Consider the following 20,420-nt stretch of genomic DNA (forward strand, 5'->3'; position numbering starts at 1 on the left):
GTCAGCGCTCCTCGAAAAAGGTGGACGAGGCGTCTACGTCTCGCAGACTCCACAGTGTCTTCCACGGCGACACATAGGACGACTCGTCGTCGTAGTTGGCCAACAGGGCGGGGGCGCGGGAACCACGTGGAGCCTCGTACACAAGGTTCGGTCGCTCGTATGCCTCACCCCGCCACCATTCGACGAACTGCTCGAATGCGGCTGTGGTGGACGCGAGTTCGTCCGACTCGACCGTCTCCACTCGGTCGAGCAAAACCTTTCCGACCTTGTCGCGGAGTTCGGTGTGGAAGTCCTCCACGTGTGCGGCCGCTTCGTTGGCCCGTGCGGCAGGAAGCATCAACCGGGCCAGGGCCACCACCACGGCGTGCAGGCCTCGATCACGGGCACGGGCGGAGAACGGGGTGACGCTCGTGGATTCCACCTCGCGGTACAGAGCGGAGTGGAAGCTCTGGAAGTCCTCGTAGTGCGAACGGTCTCTCGACCTGGTGGAGTTGAGCATGATCGCGACGAGGCCCGGGTGTTGTCGGCCGACCCGACTCGTCGCCTGGATGTATTCGGCAGTGGTCTGCGGTTGCCCCATCACGGCCATCAGCCCGAGTCGGTCGACGTCGACCCCGACGGAGATCATGTTGGTGGCGAGCAGTACGTCCAGGGCCTCAGGGCTGGGGTGCCGTCGCTCGATGTCCTTGAGCCGGCGGGAGATGTCACTGGCGTTGGCTCGACTGCTCAATTCCGTGAGAGCGTCCGCGCGGCGCGCCTTGAGGCCGTCCCGCGCCGCGAGGTGACCCAGCCTTTCCTGGACGTCGTCGAGGACCTGGAGCTCTGCCGCCGACAACAGTCGCAAGCTGTTGAAGTAGCCGACCAGCGTCCAGTACGCGTCCTTCACCTCGGGCGGAGCATCGTGGGCGTGGGCCCGGTGCAGCAGAGCCGCGTACACCCTGATCAGCAACGTGGCCTGGCTGGTGCTGGAGGTCAGCAGGCCGACGTAACAGCGTGCCGCCTTGCGCTCACGCGGCGTCTCGACGGCGAACCAGGAGTCCCTCGCGTCGAGGCCGCCGGGCGGGAACTGCTCCACCTCGCGGTCGAAGAGCCGGGTGCCCTGTTCACCGGCGCGTCGGATGGTGGCGGTCGAGGCAATGACCTTGGGACGTTCGGCCAGCGCGTCGATGGCCGTTTCGTACAGACCGGTGAGCGTGCCGAGCGGTCCCGAGATGAGGTGCAACTCGTCCTGCACGATGAGTTCGGGCGGCCGGACCCCGTCGACGTCCCGGTTGAACAGAGCCGCTGACGCGGGTCGCCAGGGCATCGAGGCGAACTTGTCGACCGTCGCGATGACCAAGGTCGGCCGATAGGCATAGACGGCCTCGTCGACGAGGTGCACCGGCAACCCCCGGTGGAAGTCACAGATGCCCGACGGGCAGTTAACCGTCATGCGTCGGGCGTCCTTGTCGACCGCATAGTCACGTGGACGCATCGGCTCACCGCACCATGGGCAGTTACGCAGTTGAACCGGGTTCTCCGTCTGCAACTGGAGGGCCTCGTTACGTACGAGGTCGGCCAGTTTGCCTTCGGCGACCGTCAGCGTGTTGGGGGTCGCCGAACGCCCCACCCACATGCCGATGGAGATCTCCTCGTGTCCCAGCCGCACCGGATCGGCGGCCCGCAGCCGGTCCATGGCGCAGATCAGCGCTGCGGCCCTCTCGAACTGCTGGAGCGTGAGCAGCCGGAGCGTGTACCGCATGAGCACGGTGACGCCTGCCCCCGCGGCCCCGTCCCGCAGCCGTCGGAGGAAGGTGGTGAAAGCGATGAGCCCGAGGTACGCCTCCGTCTTACCACCGCCTGTGGGGAACCACAGCAGGTCGGAGATCTTTCGGTCGTCGTGGCCCGGATCGACGATTCCGGCCAGGCAGAGCAGCATGAAGGAGAGCTGGAAGGGCCGCCACCGTCCGGCCTGTTCGTCCGGTCGGCCGGACCTGCCCTCCTTGATCCACACGGTACGTGCCCGCTGGTCGGCCATGGCGAGGTTCGCCAGCCGGAACGCGTGCATGGTGTCCGGTCGCTCGGAGTCTTCCAGGAGATCCACGCCTTCACGCATCCGGAGCAGAGCGCGGCGGCACAGCAGAACCTGATCGTTCGCGGTCTTGCCGTGCTCGGTGCCGCGCAGCAGCTGGGCCTGGTCCTCCTGGGTCCCGATCCACCGCTCGTACCCTGCCAGCAGTGCGCGCAGCGTCGACACGACCTCATGGGTCGGGGCGGTTCCCAACCGGTACATGGTCAGTGGCTTGTCGTCGATCCCGGGATTGGAGTCGGTCAGCAGCACCTCGTGGGAGGGGACGAACTCGGTCCGCAGAGCGGTGACCGTCGGACGCCCGATCGATACGGATCCCACCGGAGGTGGCGTCCAATCCCAATGCGCCGCGCACCCGTGGCCGATGGCGAAGCTCGGCACATGGCGATGCAGGAGCCTGCTCAGCGCCTGCTCCGAGTCGACCGCGCCCAGAGCGGCAGGCCGCACCACGAACACCGGGCTGGTGCCGTCCTTCGCCGTTACGCTCAGCACCGGCTGGTAGAAGCAGTGCGCGTCACGGAGGTCGAACCGGCCGACCTCATGACTGTTGACGACCGTGGCCGTCACGGTCACGGTCCCGTCCGACGTGGACCGGGGGCGGACCAGCACACGCAGTTCCAGCCCCGGGTGAAGGACGAAGGGATCGAGCAGACCGGGCTGAGTCACGTCCACATCGACGGGTTCGATCCGCAGGGTGGAGCGCCGCCAATGCTCCCGCTGAGCCTTCGTGCTCCGTGCCTCGGTCCGCTTCGCGGCCACCGGCTTCCCCTCGGCGTCCTCGGGAAGGTAGACGGCGGTGCTTACGGCCAACCGGATCCAGCTGGACACGGTCGGGTCCACGGCAAAGGTGAGGCCGATGGACGACGGCATCCGGACGTTCGCCAGCGAGACGCCCAGATCGCCGGGCCCTTCCTCGACGTCCCGACGGACGCCGAGAGGCGCCATGTCGAGCCCGTCCCGCTCGGACTCCAGCTCCCCCTGCTCGGTCGCTCCGGTACGGGGTGAGCTGTCGGACCCGTCCGGGCGGGAGCGTGGGAAGAGCACCCCGACCGGGTACATGGTGATCGGCGCGTCATCCGTGAGCACCTCGTCCACGCCACCCACGGGGCCGAGCAGGTCCTGCCGAAGGGCTTCGAGGAGCGAGTCGCGCACCTCGTAGTGCGTCTGGTGGGTCGACCCGCTCATTCTTCGTTCCCCTCGGTCTCGTTCGCGTACCAGTGAAAGCGTCCCAGGCCGCACAGACGGGGTGCGATCCAGGCGCCGTGCGAACCCAGGCCGGCGGCTTCGGTAGCGGCGGGGCTGCCCGCAACGCTCTCCACACATTCGACCCTCAGGCCGGTGATCAGCGGGGGCCATCGATCGACCTCGGAGTGGGAGGTGCGGCGCAGCATGCGGTTCAGGGCGGTCCGGAAGCGTTCGGACACCACGGCGATCTGTCGCCCTGCGACGACTACCGCGTACGGAGGCGACTGGTCGGAGTCGACAGGGATGTTGTGCAACAGGGCCAGCTCCGCCTCGGCACCGGCGGCGACGCCGGTCACCAGATGACGCCAGAGTTCCTCGGGGTCCTGCCGGAACCCCTCCGTGCCCGGAGGCTGCTCGTGGGAGACGTCCGAACCGATCAGCTCGATCCCGTTACGGGCCCAGGTGCCACGACCGCCCAGGTACCAGCGGTCGATCCTCTTGTCCTTCCGGACGAGCCACGAGTTGGGTGCGTCCAGGACGTAGAGATCGTCCCGGGCCCGCGTCATGGCCACATACAGCAGCCGGGCCTCGGCAGCCGGGTCGTAGTCGTACTTCTTCTTCCTGACCGGTGCCGGCTCCTTCAGCGTTCGTGGTTCGACGACCAGGACCCGATCGAACTCCAACCCCTTGGCCCGGTGCATCGTCGATATCACGAGCGAGGACGGCAGCGCCGCGGTGAGCTCATCAGGCAACCGGCCTTCGGCGAGCGCGCGGTGCAGCGCGACGACATCGAGGGTTCCTCGGCCACGGCCCCGCGCCACTTTTCGTACGGACCGCCACAGCGCTTCCGGCACGCTGCCGGCAGGAATCGGCAGGTCGATCAGCAGTTGCTCGAAGCGCTCCCGGGTGAGAGCGGTCGTGCCGGTCGAGGCGAGGAGTTCGGTGATCCAGACAGGGGCCGAGCGCTCGCGGGCCGAGCGCTGCAGCGTGTGCGGTACGTCGGCCGCGGCCAGGATGCCGGACAACGTCAATGCCTGGCCGTTGTCGCGGCACAGGACGGCGGTGGTGTCGGGAAAGTCCCGCAGGGCCGCCAATACGAACTGGTCCTCCAGGCTTCCGAAGTTCGGCGTCGACAGCAGCAGTGCACGGAGATCGCCGTGGATACGCTCCGCCTCGCCCGCGGCCGCGCCCCGATCGCGAGGCAATCGCTGCAACGGCGAGCCGTAGGGCAGAGCCACCCGAGCCGTTTCGCCACGGGCCCGGAAGTTGTCGCCCAGGTGGAGCTCCACCAGGTCCTCGCCGAACGTGGCACGCACCCACTCCAGGAAGCGATCGGTCTCCTCGGCCCGCTGTTCCGGATCGGACACCTGGAAGCCGTACACGGCCTGAGCCGAATCCCCCACCACGGTGAATCCGCTGTTCTCCTGGAAACGGTCGAGCAACGCCTCGACCATCTCCCGGCGGACACCGACGAGGTCCTGGACCTCATCGATCACCACATGCGCGGGCACGTACTCGCCGCCCTCGACCGCTCCCTTGTCGATCGCCTCGGTGGCCGCCTCGATGCGGCTGTCGAAGGTGTACTTCCCCCAGTCCACGTCTGGGTAGGCACGGTTGAGCAGGGCAGAGGCCCAGCCGTCGAAGGTCTGGACACGGATGCGCTGTGCGGCGGCGGCGTGCCGCTCGATCCGCTCCGTGAGCTCGCGCACGGCGGCGCGGGAGAAGCTGAGCACCAGGATCTCCCCGGCTTCCAGCTCCTCGCGCTCCACCAACATGTCGAGTCGTCGCACGAGGGTGTGCGTCTTGCCGGCGCCTGCTCCCGCCGTGACCAGGACCCGGGCATCCCAGGGCTGGTCGACCACGGCTTGCTGCGCGGGAGTGAGCCGATGTTCGGTGAGGGGGGCGATGGTCACTGGTTCCCGTCCCACAGGTACTCGAACTCGGTGAAGGCGAGGCTCTCGCCGTAGTTGGTGATGTTGTCCCGCACGTTCAGGATCAGGCAGCTCTCCTTACCACCGTTCTTCGGGCCACGCAGGCCACGTCCGATCATCTGCTGGTAGATGTTCGGGCTGTACGTCGGGCGGGCGACGACCACGGCACGGGTGGCGGGCGCGTCGAAGCCCTGGGTGAGCACGCCGTAGTTCGTCAGGACCTGGATCCGTCCCTTGCGGAAGTCGTCGATCTGCTTCCGACGTTCATTGGTGGGCGTCGTCGAGTCGATCGCGGCGGCCTTGATCTCCCGGTCACCGAGCTTGGCGGCGAGCAACTTGGCGTGGGCCACCGAGGTCGCGAATACCAGAACCGGCCAGTCCGACGGCATGGCAGCGATTTCGTCGACGATGCGCTGGCTGCGACCGTGGTCCTCGGCCAGCCGTTGCTCGGCTCCCTTGGGCAGGGTGGCGAACTTCTCGGACTGTGCGCGCTCATCGGCCGTCAGTGCTATGGCAGCACCGGGCAGCTCCCGGTGCTTCACCTGGGCGAGGACACCGATCTGCTGCAGACCCTTCATGGCGACGGACAGATCGCCGTCGAAGACCCTTGTGTCGAGGCGATTGCCGAACCGCTGCACCAGCAGGCGGGTCAGTTCCGCGTTGTTCTTGTACGGGGTCGCGGTCAGACCGACCAGGTGACGACCGGTGCGGTGGTGCGTGAGGTCGAGCTGTTCGAGCAGTCGTGTGTAGCGCTTGGACATCGCAGTGTGCGCTTCGTCGATGATGACGAGCGAGGCGGTGGCCCTCAGCCAGGCGTAGTTCTCCTTCTCCAGGCAGCTGTCCAGCTTCGCGTCGGTGGCGACGACCAGGTGAGGGCGCCCGTCCACCGGTGTGGCCTCGTTCGACGACCAGAGCCGACTGATGACCAGAGGATGTTCGGGGCCGACCTTCGACCACACGAACTTCCAGCTCTGTACCGCCTGCTCACACAGCTCCTCGGTCTGCGCGATCCAGAGGATCGGCCCGGGCAGGATCGTCCGGTCACGGATCCAGCGGATCACGCCCTCGGCTGTGACACGCGTCTTGCCGGCTCCGGTCGGCAGGCTGAGCATGCCGCGCTGAGGCATAGGACTACTCAACAGGCCGAGCAGCGCCTGAGCGAGTTCCTCCTGGTACGGGTGCAGAGCAGGGAACTCCATGGGACCGTCGATCTCCAAGCGGGGTTCCAGGGAGGGCACCTGTGCACCGGCGAAGGAGTCGGGGAACCCCAAGTCGGTGACGAACTGCAGAGCCTTCGGGCTCCCGGTGAATGAGCTGGGGGCGTGGGTGGGGAAGTCCAGAGCGAGATCGCGGGAGTGGACCCGAAGGATCGCCTCACCGTGTGCGTTGAAGGCCATCTCCGCGATGCGCCGCAGACTCGGCTCGGCACCTTGCTCGTGGATCTCGCTCTCCATGAGCCCAGGGGGGAGCTGGCTGCGAAGGGCTTCCTCACTGATCAGCAGAGCGATCTTGTCGATGATGCTCTCGGATTCCCGCACCTCCCGCAGACGCTTCTGGAGGGTTTGGTTACGTTCCTGCTTGTCCTGGAGGGTGAGGGCCTGGCGACAGCCGGCCGCACCCCACCCCCACTTGAACTCCTTGTCAGCGGCCTCCAGCACCTGCTGCCGGTCGAGGGAGTCCAGTACGTAGAGCGTCTGACCTTTCCGGGCGAACGGCAGCGATTTCCGATCGCTTCCCATGGGCGTGCGCATGACCTCGTCGAGCTCGGAGCAGCGCTGGATCTTCTGGCTGCTGGCGGCCTGGCCGAGGCGTGCCTTGACCGTCGGGAACTCCTCGAACAAGGACGTAGCCCGCCCGATCTTGACGGACTCGATCTCCCTGCTGATGACGTCGGAGACCTTGAGCATGCCCCAGTCCTCGATCATCTCCTTCGCAGTGGCGACGTCGGCCTTATCGGTGACCAGGAGAGCGGGAAGTCGCTCCCGGACGAGTTCCTGGAATTCCATCGGGTTCATTGCGACAGCGATCTCGCTGTCGGGGCGTCCCTCCCATGCCTCTCCCACCCGGCAGCGGGTGAGAAGGCCTTCCGGGAACTCGAAACCGACCCGGTGCAGCAGGGCGTAGGCACGACCGATGAACGCGTCGTCCTCGCTCACGAGCAGGAGGTCCAACAACTTGCTCCAGCGCCGGGTGGGCACCTCGTCGGCAGACGTGGGCATATTCAGCCTTCGAGCCGTCTCGTCCGAGACCTCCGCGACAGGGAGCACAGATCGGAAGTTCTTGAGCTGGGGACCGACAGCCTCGGACACTCGGGTCAGGCCCATGGAGGTCTTGACCAACCCGTGCTTGTTGATCACCCAGAGCAGCGGAGAGACGACAGCCTTGCGTGTGTTGGCGGCGCTTCCGTACTGCATCTGCCAGTTCTGCGAGATCTCGGATGCCGGCAGAGCCGATACGAAGGCAGCGCGTCCCTCTTCGGACAGAGTGGGCAACAGATGCAGTGGCCCCAGTGTCGGAGCACCTTCGATCACAAGTCGGGTGATGCTGGGGCGCGGTGCTGTGCTGGCCAGACTGCGGAGGTGTCGGTCGTGGATGACCTGCCGGTACTCCTGAAACCACGCTTCTTCCTGGGGCCGGTGCCCGCCGGTGGGCCGGTCGAACAATCCGAGGTCGCGGAAGACCGACTTGTCGCTCTCGTGGAACGCCATGTCGACGGTGACGGCCTTGTCACGGCTGCCATCGGCAGGCACCACCGGGCCGGGCAGAAGGCAGTCGCGCATCGGCCGGTATCGACCCTCCAGGGTGCGGACACGCAGCGTCTCCATCGGCTTGGGCACCTTGGTGCGCACCTTGTCGACCTGCAGGCTGCCGCCGGCGCTGCGCAGCAGAACCCAGAAGTTCGCCCATGCGTTGTTGTCGTAGTTGCCGAACCCTTGGTCGAGGACACCCTCGAACCGTCCCTGTGCGTCGGCGACCCTTATGCCGATCGCGTGCAGGTGACGCGCCATTTCCGGGCGTTCGGAGATCGCAGGGTGGACGTAGACCATGTCGTCACGGAGGGTGTCGGCAGAGGTACGGTGGAAGATCTCACCGGCTACGGGTGCGACCAGTCCGTGCCTCTCGGTCAGGACGATCCTGGCTGTGCGTGCCTCGGCAGTGAGTGGGGAATCTCCGCGTAGCCGTGCGGCCTGATCCTTGAGCACCATGAGGGACAAGATCTCGATGGCATGGGACGACGCCTCTGCGGTGCCGTCCGTGACCAAGGCCTCAAGCCAGTCCTTGACGTTCTCGGGCGTCTTTCCCGCCGCGTCCAAGATGTGCATCATCTTGCCACGGCGGACGGCATTGTCGGAGGCGTCGACGGACGGGTGCACCCAGTTGGTGGGGCGACCGCTGTACTCCGACCAGATCTGTACCCATTCCTTGTCCAGGTTGGCAGGGGTGATGCACAGATCGCGGGGGATCTGGAGCTTCCCGGTCTGGTCCGGAAGAGAGGGGCGTTGAGAAGCGATCTCCCATACGCGCCTGAGGAAGTAATCATCGGCCCAGTTGAGCTTCTCCTTGGCCCGACCAGGCAGCAGGGGAAGGTATGCGGCGGGATCCTCGGGAGGCATGAGGCCGGGCAGGGTGTCGATCACCAATCCCGCAGCCACCTGCAGCAGTTCCCGGTTGAAGGGACTGCCGTCGAGGAGGTGCTGACGATCTTCGTTGGTCTTCCACGGGGCGTTCAGGATGCCGGTCAGTGACACCTCGTACTTGGTGGGGAAGAACGCCCAGAACGAACCCTTGCCGACGGGGGTGGTGTGCAGGCCGTTGCGGACGGTGTACTCGGGCACCGCCCAGGAAACCTCGAGTATCGGTCGGCCGTGCAACTCGCCCGCGCTGTCCGCGGCCTCTCCGGCGGGGGAGTAGCTGGCTGAGAAAACCTTCCACTTCTCGATCGTCTGCTTGGCGCCGCGTGCTACCTCACGAAGGGTGCGGTGATTGCCCTTGCGCTCGATCGAAATCTCCCTGCGCGTGGGTGGCATGGTGCGCTCGTCGTGCAGGAGTACCTGGCCGACATGGGAAGAGAACAACTGGAAATGGGCAGGAAACGCGTCAGTCTCTCGTCCGTTGCGACTCCTGTGACCGCTGATGTCGCGCCCAAGACGTTCGGCGGCACCCGGCAACAGGGGCAGACGAACCACGGTGGTTGCCCAGCTCAGGAGCTTGTGCAATACGTCGTCGTCAGCCCGTTCCTGGGCGACATCGAGAGGACGGGCCATCCGGAGCACCGGGGTATCCATGCCGATGTCATCCTGTCGGCCGAGCGCTCGGGCGATCTCGGTGGCGGACCACTCCCGGTCGAACCCGAACCCGAAGGCACCGCTACCACTGAAGAACTGGGGCGAGTCGCACACGGAGAGTACTGACTTCACACCGACGCCGAAGCGGCCGATCTGCCCACCGCGCTTGCGGGACACACTCATGCGCAGGATCGTCTCGGCACCCTCCGGCGTGACAGGTGTGCCCTCGTTCGCGCAGTAGAGGTGGGTATCGGTCAGGACGACGTGCAGCTTGCCCCCGGGCTTTGCAGCGATCTCGTCGGCCGCATTCTGGACAAGTTCGAACAACTGGCGTTCGCCGTAGCCCCCCTGTGTAATGCGACGCTCTCCGTTGGCGTGTTCCTGTATCAACCCCGGGTCGACCTGATACGTCCTGAGGACGGTTGAGGACTGGCGGATCACTGTGTCGATCACGGGCGGGAGTGAAGAATTGGCCAACGGCATGTCGGTCATGGAGCACCTGTCTCGAGCGAGAGAAAACGAACCGAGGATGCGCGGGGGGAGCAGGGGTGCCGACGCGTGGTGCCGGCACCCCTGGTGAAGCAGCGGGGCAGCTGAATAGAGAGGGGGGTCAGCTGTTGGTGGTGGTGACCGTGGTGACAGTCGTGACCGTAACGGTCGTCGTCATGACGGTCACAGTCCGCCCGGTCGTGTGCACCTTCCGAGTGCTGTGGCGGGCGCGGAGGAGCTGGGTGCAAGGGCTACCGAGGCGCCGAGGGGTGATGGGGCGGCGGGTGGCACGGGACATGCGCCGCACGCGGGGTTCGGGTGTGGAGGCCGTGAGTGACGTCTTCTCGCGGCGGGCGAGACGCTGCCGGGCCGAGGCCAAGGCCCGGGGGTGGATGCCGTGACACATCAGAAGCTCGGCCCGGAGGTCCGGGTCCTCCGTGTTGTCGTACTCCTTGATGATCCGTGCCATCCAGTCGTCATCGTCGTCGCTCATGCGGGGTTCCCCTCCCAGTGGTAACGCCATCGAGTCCCTCGACCTGTTGGCGCTTGCAAGCGTGCCGCGCAACCGGTCCGAGGACACACCTCACCTGTCTCCTGGACAGGCGTGTCCTCCAACAGCCGTTTTAGCAACGGCAGTTGCGTGGGCTGAACGCTAGCACGTCGACACGATCCGACGAGCTGACAGTGTGATGATCATTTTTCCAACCACCCCTGCTGGCGCACCAGTCGGCCATGATGTCAATCAGCGTTTGACGGGTCCGGTTGTGTCAAATGCGGGTGTTACCGTGGACCTGCTCGGAACCAAGAGGAAGTGGGTTCGATGGAGGACGTCGAAGGCTTCGGCATCTGGCTCGCACGCCAGTTGCGCCGCAGCGGCATATCGCAGGCAGATTTCGCCAAGGAGCTGAACCTGACGCGGGCGGCCGTGTCGGCGTGGGTCACCGGCAGGTCGCGGCCGAGACCGGAGCTGATGGTCGAGATGGCCAGGATTCTGGAGACGGATGTTGCCACCCTGATCACCAGGGACGTCGACGCCGGATCGGATCGGCCGATCGGCTGGTACCACCGGGGTGCGCATCAGGACGGCGGTCGGGAGTACGGCAACGCGGCTGTCTTCGCCTTCGACGCGAACCTCGCCGTGTTGGCCAGGGAAGTCACGCAGAACTCCCTGGACGAACGATTGGATCCGGCGCGCCCGGTGCGGGTGCGATTCACCCTGCACGAGCTGACCGGTGAGCACCTGCACTCCTTCCTCTCCGCACTGAAGTGGGACCAGCTCGAACCCCATTACGCGGCGGCGGCACAGGCCCGGCACAAGGTCGGCAGGGCGCTCGCCGAAGGGCTGCGGGCATTGCGTGAGGACTCCTCCCTCCTGCTGCTCCGGGTCGACGACTACAACGCCTCGGGGCTGACCGGACCCGAGTACGGAGACGGTCGGTACGCCGCTGTGGTTCGCCGGCAGCTCGACAGTCACAAGAGCAACGACCGGGCCGGTGGCTCGTACGGATTGGGCAAGGCCACATTGTGGGCGGCCAGCCGGCTGGGCCTGGTGCTGATCAACAGCACCTTGTCGGAGACACATGAGGGGCGGACGGTCCGCCGGGTGGTCGGTCGTCTGGACCTTCCTTGGCGTGAGGTCGACGGAGTCGCTTACGCAGGGCCCGCCTGGCTCGGTGAGCCGGACACGGAGAAGGAGCACGAAGGCGTGTCCCGCTCCTGGTGGGCCGACGAACAAGTGGTCGCCGATCTACGTCTCGACCGGGACAGCGATGATCCGGGTACGTCCTTCCTCGTCGTCGGCGCACACGACGCGGCCGGGGGCAACGACACCCTGGAAGACCTGCACGCGGCCCTCGGTCGGGCGCTGTCCGACAATTTCTGGGCTGCCATGACCGCAGGCCGTTCGGCGCCGGCCATGCTGGAGGCCTCGGTCCGCGCTCTTCGCAACGGTGAATTCGTGATTCCTGAGCAGCGAGTTGATCCGCTCGACCGGCACCCGGCCCTGGTCCACGCTCTCCGGGCGTACCTCGACGGAGAAACGGTCGAAGAACTCACGGACTCCGGGCAGGTAGCGGCCAGGGGAGTGACCCTCACTGTCCCGCCGCTGCGGGCCGCCGGGCGCGGAGCCGGAGGACATGACCACCGTGCCGTACTCCTGGTCACTCCCGCTGCGGACAACGACGAGAAGCACAGCCGCATCATCTGTATGCGCGGCACCCGTATGTCGGTCACGGCCCGTACCCCTCGGAGCCTGGGTGCGGGAGTGGACCCTTTCCAAGCCGTCCTGCTCGCCGGTTTCGCCACAGGTGACGACAGCTCGGCGACGCACGCGGCCGAAGCATTTCTCCGGGCCGCGGAGCCGCCGGAGCACGACAGGTGGGGGACGACCGAGGAACTCACCGCCGCCTACGCCAACGCGCCACGCCGCCTGACCGAGTTCAACACAGCCATGGACGCTGCACTGCGCAGCTTGATCGGTCGGCGAACCACCGGCCAGGACTCGACCGGCCCCGAAATCCTTCGGAAGCTCCTACGTATTGATGCGCCTGCGGCAGCTGGCGTTCGTCGCGGCACCGGGCACCCACTCGTGGACCGGGTCGTCGGGAAGGTGGACAGGGACGGGGCCTGGACCCTGGACGTGTCGCTGACCGTCCCGCAGCGCGACAGTCGGTGGCAGTTGCTGCCGGTCGTCAAGTTCGATGTGCGATCGGGTGGCCGCCCCTCGTTGGAGTGGGCGGAACTGTCTGCGAAGGAGAACTGTCAGGTAGTCGAGGGCCGACTGCTCATCGATCCGGATGTGCGGTCGGCGCGCTTCGGAGGCGTTACGGCTGTCCGTAGTCACCCGGTGGCCGCCGCCATGGCCGGTGTGATCGTCGACATCCAGCAGCCACGGGAGACTTCGGCGTGAGCACTGTGTACGCGTACCCAACCTTGGTGGGGAAGATCGAGGTCACCGTCCGAGGGGCGACCATGGACGGGAAGCCCTTGCAGCTCTCGCTGATCTCCCAACGCGATCAGGTTGTCGCCCTTCACCAGATAGAGCGGGACGACTGGACCGAGGGCGTCCTTGACCTGGAAGTCTCCCTCCCCACCGATGAACTGGACGAGGGCCCGTGGTCAGGGGTCAGCTGCGTCGCCGTATTGACCGAGGGAGCCACCAACACCCGTGTCGTGACACGGTTGGAACGTCGTCGTGGCGACACCCACTGGCGAGGGGAAGTCCGGGTGCGCCGCTCCACTCACGCGGCACGCGCGCTCCTCGACGTGAGCGTCGTCGGTAGCCACGGTGGAATCGACGGGCGCGTCATCGGCAGGACGGATACGCCCTGGATCGTGGACCTGCTTGCCCGCACACCGACCAGGCAGCGCGATATGGAGATTCTGGAGAAGGATTTCCGGGACGGGCCCCAGGAGTGGCTGCGTCGGTTCGCGGACGCTCCTTGGCTGATCGACACCGCCGGGGACCTGCCGGCGGTCCTGATCAACACGTCCTTCGAAGGGCTTCCCGAGCTGCTGTCCGGTGCGCGCGGTCCGTTGGAGAAGGCGACCGCCGGAATGGTGGCCGCGCAGATCGCGGGTGAGGCCTGGGCCACCATGTTCCACTCGGCACTGAGCGACCTCGAGTTCGATGAGGACGGCACCCCGCACTTCCCCGGTGGATGGCGGGAGTCGGTGCTGCGCTCAATGCTTCCTGAGGCGCTCCCCGGATTGCCCCTTGCAGAAGCCTTGGCAGAGGCGCACAGTCGCCGAGGCGACGGTCGAGGGTGGGCAGAGATCCAGTCGAGGATCCACTATGCAGCAGGAAGACGAGGACAGGTGCCCAAGAATTTGACGGCGACCATCCGCGCCGTGCGTCGTGCCCAGGAGGGTCCGCGTCGATGAGCCGACACCACATCGAGCCTCCCGAACGGCTCGCTCTGCTTCCGGGCCATGCCGCCACGGCCTTCCTCACCCACGGGGTACTTACGGGCCGGGACGGCCTGCCACAGGTCGCGATTCTTCGGGCGAGTACACCGATCGAGAACGACTCCGTCCGATGGAGCGTCGAACCGGTGCGAGAGCTTGTCGAAGAGGCCATGAGCCGGTTCGATACGGTGAGAACCGATGCCGACGCCTGGCTGGCGCCGCGACTGCACGCCACCTTGCGGATGACCCGTAGCGAGGCGGCGAACTCCGGCCTGTGGAACTTCCTGGCCTTGGCTGTGGCGCCGGACTACGTCCTGTGGCGGCACCTGCCGCTCGGCGGTTCCGAGGACGATCCCAAGAAGGTCGCCGGGGTCAGGTTCGTGGGGCCTCACTACAGTCAGACCTTCTCCCGACTGTGGTGGGCCGCCGAAATGTTCAGAGACGGGTCCGACTACACCTCCGCAGAGATCGCCTGCGGGAATCAGGACATGATCAACACGGCTCTCCGGCTCTCCACCATCGATCACAAACCCACTGCCCTGTCCCTGGTGCGGGTCCTCGACAACTTGTCCCGACAGGGAGTCACGCGACTCGGGGATCGGGTCAACGCGTTGTGCACGGCGGTCAACGTGGCCGGTAGCACGCTCATGTACGAGGTGATAGCTCCGGACGACGTACCCGATCACTTCGCACTCTCCGACTGGGTCGAAGAAGTGGAATCGGCTTCGGCCGTCCCGTGGGACCGACTCCCCGACGGGCCGCCCGACGGCACCGCCCGGCGCTCCTCCTGCGAGGTCCTCACGGCGATGTTCGAGCGCTTTGCCGCGGAGGCGCCGTTGCGAGACAGGACTCGCTCCACCGCTCCACCGGACTGAAAGCCCCGGTGTGCGTCCGGACGGGCCTGTTGCGGCAGGTCCGTCCGGGTCACGCGTTCTCGGTGAGGACCTCATCCGCTGCACCGGCCGAGTGCTGCGGTTCCCACGTCGCCAGCTTGCTGATCAGATCCTTGCTCGGCGGGCCGAGTCGGAGCGCACTGCTGAGAATGTGCAGGGAGAGGAGGGGCGGAATAGCGTTCCCGATCTGTTGGGCCACATCGGTGGACCGCCAGGGGTACCGCCTCGGGAACGACTGGAGAAGGCCGGCTTCCTCGGGCTTGAGCCGCTCCAGCTCCTCACCGATGTCCTTCGTGCCGGCTTCGGTCTCTTTGAGAATGAAGACCTTGTTACGCCGGAATTTTCCGGTGATCGTTGCTGCGGGTTGGTCGGAAGTCCGGCGGCCCCGGTTCTTGGGGTCGCCACCTGATCCGTAGTTGGAGACCACCTCGAAGTCGCGTGGACGCTCAGTGAGTACGTCCTGCATGGCGACCCAGGGCTCGACCGGTCTCTTCACGTGTCGAGGCGCGGGGAACAACAGCCCCTGCTTCCCATGCTCCGTGTCGTGCTGCTGCCGGAGACGAGTGGCTCCCTTGCTGTAGCGCTGGTGCGTCGGGAGGGGGAACTTCACGGGCCGGTTCACGTTCTCCGGGTCCCACTGAGCGATCAGTACGGCACGGCGGCGCGTCTGCGGGACGCCGAAGTCCTCGGCATGCAGAACGTGGGCGTCGGCGGCATAACCGACCTTCCTGAGGAGTTCGGCGTAGTGCTTCCATACAGGCAGCACCGTGGGGACCTGCTCGAGGACGATCACCTCGTACGGATTGCCACGCTTGAGTTTGGCCTCCATGATCCAGCGCAGTGGCTGGAGGACGAAGCCGGTGCGGTCGTCGGACATGTTGTCCGTCTCGTTCTTGACCTCTTGCCAAGCGGCTTCGAACTTCACAAGATCGTCATGTTCGGTCAACCGCGTGGCTAGTGCCTTGACCTGCTCCAGAGCCCGGTGGCCCTTCCGGCTGCCCGCGACGGAGAAGGACTGGCACGGGGGGCCGCCAGTGAGTACGTTCGCTTCGATGACCTCGTCATGGCAGGGGCCTAGCGCGGCGACATCTCTCACCGTGGTGGTCAGCAGGCCGGCTGCCCGACGCGTCTCGCAGGTCGCGTCGTCCCACTCGACGCCGATGCTCTCCACGTCGTCCATGATCGTGGCGGCGATATCGAGGCCACCTGGGCCCGCGAAAAGATCGACGATCATGTATTTCGCATGGGGAAGCGACGGATGAAGAGGGCGGGTCATGATGTGCAAGTGTAGCCGGCCGGTGACCTCGTCGTTTCCATGGTGATCAGGCTTCCAGCGCGGCTGCGACGGCTCGCCCCAGAGCTGCCCCGACCGGCGGTGGCGAGGCGTGACCGATCTGCCGGTACCGGGCGGTCTTCCTGCCCGCGAATTGCCACTCACGCGGAAAACTCTGCAGAAGCGCAGCCTGCGAGTCAGTGAGTTTGATCATCTCGGAGGAGCCGTCGAGATCGGGCCCCGGGACCTCATCAGCGAGTGCGCCCCCGTTGACCCCCATGCGTGCCCAGGCCTTCTTCGTTCCCGTCGGTCCCAGATCCGCTCCGCCGCGGTTGTCGGAGCCACCGACGAGCGTCGGTGCCACGCTGAGTGCCTGAGCCGCCCACGCGTCAGCGCCGAGCCAGCCGCGGGCTGCCATGGAGCGCCGGAGCGCCATACCTACCGACACATGCTTGTCGACCGTCGGCAGCGGTGGCCGGAAGAGGGCGGAATACCGCTCCTTCAAAGCGACCAGTACGCCCTGTTTACGATCCTGCGGTACGCCGAAGTCGGCCGCGTTCAGGACGAACCAGTGCAGCCGATATCCGAGGTGTTCCAACTCCTCGCTTATGAACGTACGCAAGGACCCGAATTCCGGAGCTGCCACGAGCCCCGGCACGTTCTCGATGAGGAGAGCGCGCGGTTGGATGGAATGGGTGAGAAGGACCGCTGCTTCCAGGAGGCGCTGTTCCTCCCTGGTCTCCGCCCTCCCGGCGGTCGCGTTGGACTTCACCCGGGGCGGGCCCGCCGACAGGAGATCTACGTCGTAGGTCTTCGGGTACTCGTCTGGAACGAAATCCAGAAGGTCCATCTCCAGTACGTCCCATGTCGGGCGGTTCAGGTGCAGCGTCTCGCAGGCCACCGCCTTGTTGTCCACCAGCAGCACCGGATCGAAGCCCGCTTGCTCCAACCCCAACGCCAGCCCGCCCGCGCCTGCGCACACATCCACGAACCGCAACCCGCTCACGAGGCCCCGCCCTCTTGTGTTGTCCGCCTGGCCGGCCTCTCGCGATCGACGGCTTCCGCCACCTGCTCGGCGACCTGTGCCGGGGACTGGTGTTCCCAGAAGCGCAGGACCGTCCACCCCTCGGCGACCAGGTGTGACGTCGTGTCCGAGTCCCGCGCCATGTTCTTGTCGAGCTTTTCCCGCCACCACTCCGCGTTCGACTTCGGCTGCGTGGCGTGTTCGGGGCAGCCGTGCCAGAAGCATCCGTCGATCATCACCGCCACCTTGACCCGGGTGAAGGCGATGTCGATGGTGCGCCGGGACATACCCGGCACACGCTCGTTGAGGCGGTAGCGGTAGCCGGACGCGTGCAGCAGCTTCCGGACCGCCACCTCGGGCGCGGTGTCGCGGCGTGCCTGGCGGCTCATTCGGGCCGAGACGTCTGGGGAGGATGGTTTGGCGGTGCTCATCACTGCCCAGTTTCCTACGCTCAGTCCTCTTCGCGATCAATGACGGCGAAATTGCTCCTGCTCGAATCGATGGCACGGAAGCGCACCAGGCTCCTCTGCCCGCCGGCCGGGGACGTCGGGGCGACCAGGGAGAAGGCCATGACCACGTCCCCGGGATCTATCGCGCCGCCGGAGGAAAGCCGAGGCTCGCTCTCGACCGTGGGGTAGAGAACCAGGGCACCGCGTCGGGGGCGTGCGAGTGATTCGACCAGGGGGTCCTGGGAGTCCGGCAGGGCGCCCGCCACCCGCAGGGCGACCCCACGGTGCTTGGGCTCACTGATCGCACCGAAGAGATCACCCCGGCGCCGGGCACGGCTCGCCAGTGAGAGCGGGCGTGAGCCGAGAATGCTCGCCTCGATCCTTCGTGTCGAGGTCTGCTGTGGAGCGATGACCAGCCAGTCGGTGATGGAGTCACCCGCCGAGACGAGAGACTCCAGATGCGGCGAGAAATGGGTCGGCACGGACCACTTGAGCTCGCTCAGGATTGCGACAAGTGCACTGTGGTCGAGCGTCCCGAGTACGGCCTCGTAGCTGTCGTCCCGGCCGTTGGCGCGACACCTCAGCGCGACCGGAGAAGGGGCCAGCCCCTCGAGGACGGGACGCCAGATCTCCGCATTGTGCCGCAGGTCCGCCGCGCCCGTCGGGTACGCCGTCGGCTCCACCCACTGACCCGGCGACCGGATCTCCACCAGCTCCGCGTTGAACATCTTGTTGCGGGACGAGGGCTTCAGCCAGGACAGGTGCTGCGACACCAGCGGCGGGATCTGCGCCGGCGTGACCTGCGGCTTGCCGTCCACCAGGGCCGCGTAGCGGGTGAGCTGGGTGCGGAAGGTCTCCTCGTCGCGGCAGATCGCCTCGAAGGCCTCGTACAGGTCGACCGTCTTCGTCTTGCCCAGGGGTTCCTCGCGGCCTATGTACAGGCGGACCAGGTCGCGGTAGCCGGGGCGGAAGCCGAACCAGCGGCCCATCTGCATCATGGTGTCCGCCTGCTGGGGCCTGCGGCGGTAGTACGAGACCGTCAGGCCCTCCACCGTGAAGCCGCGGGACAGCTTCGTGCCGCCGACCAGGATCTTCCACACGTGCGGGGTGCGGTCGAAGTCCAGCTCGGGCTGCTCGTAGTCGCGTTCGGTGTCGCCGTTGACGACGATCACCGGCTCGCCGCCCGAGTTGATCAGCTGGCGGGCGCGCGAGACGTACGGCTTCAGGTCGTCGTACGAGGCAGGGGTGGGCAGGTCCTCGTCCGCGTAACGCTGGAAGTCGGCCGCGAGGAGTGCGGCGAGGCGGGTGTGGCCCTCGGGGCCGGTGTACGCCGACCGGTGCCACAGGGAGTTGATGCGCAGGGCGAGTGCCGCGTGCTCGGCCATGCGTCTCGACTCGTGGACCAGCATCGTGTGGTGGCGGAACGGGCCCTCCGGGACGCCGTTGGCCGCGCGGTACAGCTTCAGGGCTCCGGTGAGGACGAAGGAGTCCAGCGCCTCCTGGAGGCGGTCACCGGTGCTGTCGTAGATACCGCGTACGTGCGTCTCCTCCGCCGTGCCCTCGGACTCCAGGTCGTGGAAGTCCTGCACGCCCATGTAGCCGGTCGGGCGCGGCAGCGAGATCAGGAAGTCGCGAGGGAAGATGTCCTCCTCGTCGCCCGGGTCGACGAAGACGTTGGCGAACGGGGTCGCCGTGTAGCCGATGTACTGAGCACGGGGCAGGAGGCCGAGGAGCTGGGTGATCTGGCCGTTGATGGCCTTGCGGACGACCTTGCCGTCCTCCCACTTCTTCGGGTCCGTCGTGTTGACCGAGGCCTGGTCCGACTCGTCGTCGATGATCAGGGCCGGGATCTCCGAGAGGATCGGGCCGATCTTCTTGAGGTCCTTGATGAGCTTGGCCAGGACGGACTTGTTCTTCTTCACCACCATCACGCGCGCTGCGGCGTGGTGCAGGTTGGCCGGGGCGTGGAGCGGCTGCGTCCGGACCTGCTTCTCGAATTCGAGGGCCCTGATGCCGTTCAGCAGACTCTTGTAGTCGTCGTCGCGCGTGGTGAGGCGCTCGATGTCGAAAGCGCCGAGGGCCGAGGGACGGCCACCGTGGCTGACGAACCGCGCCGGCCAGTCCTCGTCGTCCTGGTAGTCGACGCCGACCAGGGCGTCCACGTCCGACGGGTCGGCGCCTCGAAGGATGTTCTCCTGGCCGATCAGCTCCATGTCCAGGCGCCGCTGGGTCTGGCTCCGCAGGAGGTTCAGCGTGCCGCCGAGGACGATGACCAGGCGGTAGCCCGCGTCGATGGCCTTCGCGGTGACACCGGTGAAGTTGGCGGTCTTGCCGGACTGCACGTAGCCGACGACCAGGCCCCGGGCGCCGTAGGCCTCCGTGCGGGTGGGGTCGGAGAGGCGCTCGACCACGGCGTGGCTCGCCTCGTCCAGGCCGGCGACCGCCGCGTCCGACCAGCCTTTGCGGCGCAGTGTCTGTTCGTAGGAGTTCCAGTAGAACGACCGGGCCGCGGCCGTGTCCCTGGAGTACCAGGAGGTGAACTCCTTGCTGATGACCGTCGCACCGGGCTCCTTGAACACCGGCACGGCGTGGTCGAGGGCCTTGCGCAGGTCGGCGCCGAAGCCGAGGCGGTTGAACGTGTCCGTGCGGCGGGCGTCGGTGCGGGGCGGCGCCGTGGACCAGTCGGCCTGTTCGGCGAGGTCCCAGGAGGTCAGGGCGCGGTGCCAGAGAGCGGTCAGCTCGTCGCCGGGGCCCGCGCCCACTATCCGGTCGTGGAAGTGGCCGAGGCCGGTGTCGGCCGGCTCCTCCGCCTCGGAGAGGGCGAACGCCAGCTTGGCGAACGCCTTGGGGCCCCGGCGCATGGACGCCAGGACGTCGCCGTGGAGGTTGAACAAGTGGTCGGTCATGGGCGGGTGC

The 20,420-nt window shown here is 66.8% G+C and carries 11 protein-coding genes; 3 read left to right on the forward strand and 8 right to left on the reverse strand.

The genetic code is table 11. The annotated features are described in order from the left end of the window. Nucleotide 1: 1 nt before the first annotated feature. The 4 genes from ACFYSH_RS19615 to ACFYSH_RS19630 all read right to left on the reverse strand — a co-directional run bounded on the left by ACFYSH_RS19615 (nt 2) and on the right by ACFYSH_RS19630 (nt 10,452). Nucleotides 2–3,253, reverse strand: coding sequence for a helicase-related protein (locus tag ACFYSH_RS19615; protein WP_388754013.1), 3,252 nt, complete (start codon nt 3,251–3,253; stop codon nt 2–4). Then, complete coding sequence (locus ACFYSH_RS19620; protein WP_388754016.1) at nt 3,250–5,166, reverse strand: UvrD-helicase domain-containing protein; 1,917 nt, start codon at nt 5,164–5,166, stop codon at nt 3,250–3,252. Before ACFYSH_RS19620 ends, ACFYSH_RS19615 begins: the two co-directional genes overlap by 4 nt. Next, nucleotides 5,163–9,962, reverse strand: a complete 4,800-nt coding sequence (locus tag ACFYSH_RS19625; protein WP_388754019.1) for a DEAD/DEAH box helicase — start codon at nt 9,960–9,962, stop codon at nt 5,163–5,165. Before ACFYSH_RS19625 ends, ACFYSH_RS19620 begins: the two co-directional genes overlap by 4 nt. A 118-nt stretch (nt 9,963–10,080) precedes the next feature. Then, nucleotides 10,081–10,452 carry a hypothetical protein gene (locus ACFYSH_RS19630; protein WP_388754022.1) on the reverse strand — a complete coding sequence of 124 codons (372 nt, stop codon included), beginning with the start codon at nt 10,450–10,452 and terminating at the stop codon, nt 10,081–10,083. Nucleotides 10,453–10,779: 327 nt separating this feature from the next. Between ACFYSH_RS19630 and ACFYSH_RS19635 the strand changes: the two genes are divergently transcribed. The 3 genes from ACFYSH_RS19635 (at nt 10,780) to ACFYSH_RS19645 (ending at nt 14,740) form a co-directional block, all read left to right on the forward strand. After that, nucleotides 10,780–12,867: a helix-turn-helix domain-containing protein gene (locus ACFYSH_RS19635; RefSeq protein ID WP_388754025.1), complete on the forward strand. Its 2,088-nt coding sequence runs from the start codon at nt 10,780–10,782 to the stop codon at nt 12,865–12,867. A 62-nt stretch (nt 12,868–12,929) separates the two neighbouring features. Next, a complete protein-coding gene (locus tag ACFYSH_RS19640; protein ID WP_359464525.1) occupies nt 12,930–13,841 on the forward strand; it encodes a hypothetical protein in 912 nt (303 codons plus the stop codon). Next, entirely contained in the window at nt 13,838–14,740 is a 903-nt protein-coding gene (locus ACFYSH_RS19645; RefSeq protein ID WP_359464523.1) for a DUF6339 family protein, read from the forward strand. Before ACFYSH_RS19640 ends, ACFYSH_RS19645 begins: the two co-directional genes overlap by 4 nt. A gap of 49 nt (nt 14,741–14,789) precedes the next feature. Here the strand turns inward: ACFYSH_RS19645 and ACFYSH_RS19650 are convergent, their stop codons facing one another. The 4 genes from ACFYSH_RS19650 to ACFYSH_RS19665 are packed head-to-tail and all read right to left on the reverse strand — an operon-like array spanning nt 14,790 to nt 20,410. Beyond that, a complete protein-coding gene (locus ACFYSH_RS19650) occupies nt 14,790–16,034 on the reverse strand; it encodes a DNA cytosine methyltransferase (RefSeq protein WP_359464521.1) in 1,245 nt (414 codons plus the stop codon). A gap of 46 nt (nt 16,035–16,080) precedes the next feature. Next, entirely contained in the window at nt 16,081–17,037 is a 957-nt protein-coding gene (locus ACFYSH_RS19655; RefSeq protein WP_359464518.1) for a DNA (cytosine-5-)-methyltransferase, read from the reverse strand. Further along, nucleotides 17,034–17,486: a very short patch repair endonuclease gene (locus ACFYSH_RS19660; RefSeq protein ID WP_359464515.1), complete on the reverse strand. Its 453-nt coding sequence runs from the start codon at nt 17,484–17,486 to the stop codon at nt 17,034–17,036. The genes ACFYSH_RS19655 and ACFYSH_RS19660 overlap by 4 nt, the downstream gene beginning before the upstream one ends. Nucleotides 17,487–17,506: 20 nt before the next feature. Next, complete coding sequence (locus ACFYSH_RS19665; RefSeq protein WP_359464513.1) at nt 17,507–20,410, reverse strand: Z1 domain-containing protein; 2,904 nt, start codon at nt 20,408–20,410, stop codon at nt 17,507–17,509. Nucleotides 20,411–20,420: the final 10 nt, after the last annotated feature.

The sequence above is a fragment of the Streptomyces sp. NPDC005791 genome (assembly GCF_042871485.1).
GTDB lineage: Bacteria > Actinomycetota > Actinomycetes > Streptomycetales > Streptomycetaceae > Streptomyces.

Bases quoted from the DNA above. Each gene is read 5' to 3' on its own strand.
- ACFYSH_RS19615 (WP_388754013.1), bottom strand. From the start codon at position 3,253: ATGAGCGGGTCGACCCACCAGACGCACTACGAGGTGCGCGACTCGCTC.
- ACFYSH_RS19625 (WP_388754019.1), bottom strand. From the start codon at position 9,962: ATGACCGACATGCCGTTGGCCAATTCTTCACTCCCGCCCGTGATCGAC.
- ACFYSH_RS19630 (WP_388754022.1), bottom strand. From the start codon at position 10,452: ATGAGCGACGACGATGACGACTGGATGGCACGGATCATCAAGGAGTAC.
- ACFYSH_RS19635 (WP_388754025.1), top strand. From the start codon at position 10,780: ATGGAGGACGTCGAAGGCTTCGGCATCTGGCTCGCACGCCAGTTGCGC.
- ACFYSH_RS19640 (WP_359464525.1), top strand. From the start codon at position 12,930: ATGGACGGGAAGCCCTTGCAGCTCTCGCTGATCTCCCAACGCGATCAG.
- ACFYSH_RS19645 (WP_359464523.1), top strand. From the start codon at position 13,838: ATGAGCCGACACCACATCGAGCCTCCCGAACGGCTCGCTCTGCTTCCG.
- ACFYSH_RS19650 (WP_359464521.1), bottom strand. From the start codon at position 16,034: ATGACCCGCCCTCTTCATCCGTCGCTTCCCCATGCGAAATACATGATC.
- ACFYSH_RS19660 (WP_359464515.1), bottom strand. From the start codon at position 17,486: ATGAGCACCGCCAAACCATCCTCCCCAGACGTCTCGGCCCGAATGAGC.
- ACFYSH_RS19665 (WP_359464513.1), bottom strand. From the start codon at position 20,410: ATGACCGACCACTTGTTCAACCTCCACGGCGACGTCCTGGCGTCCATG.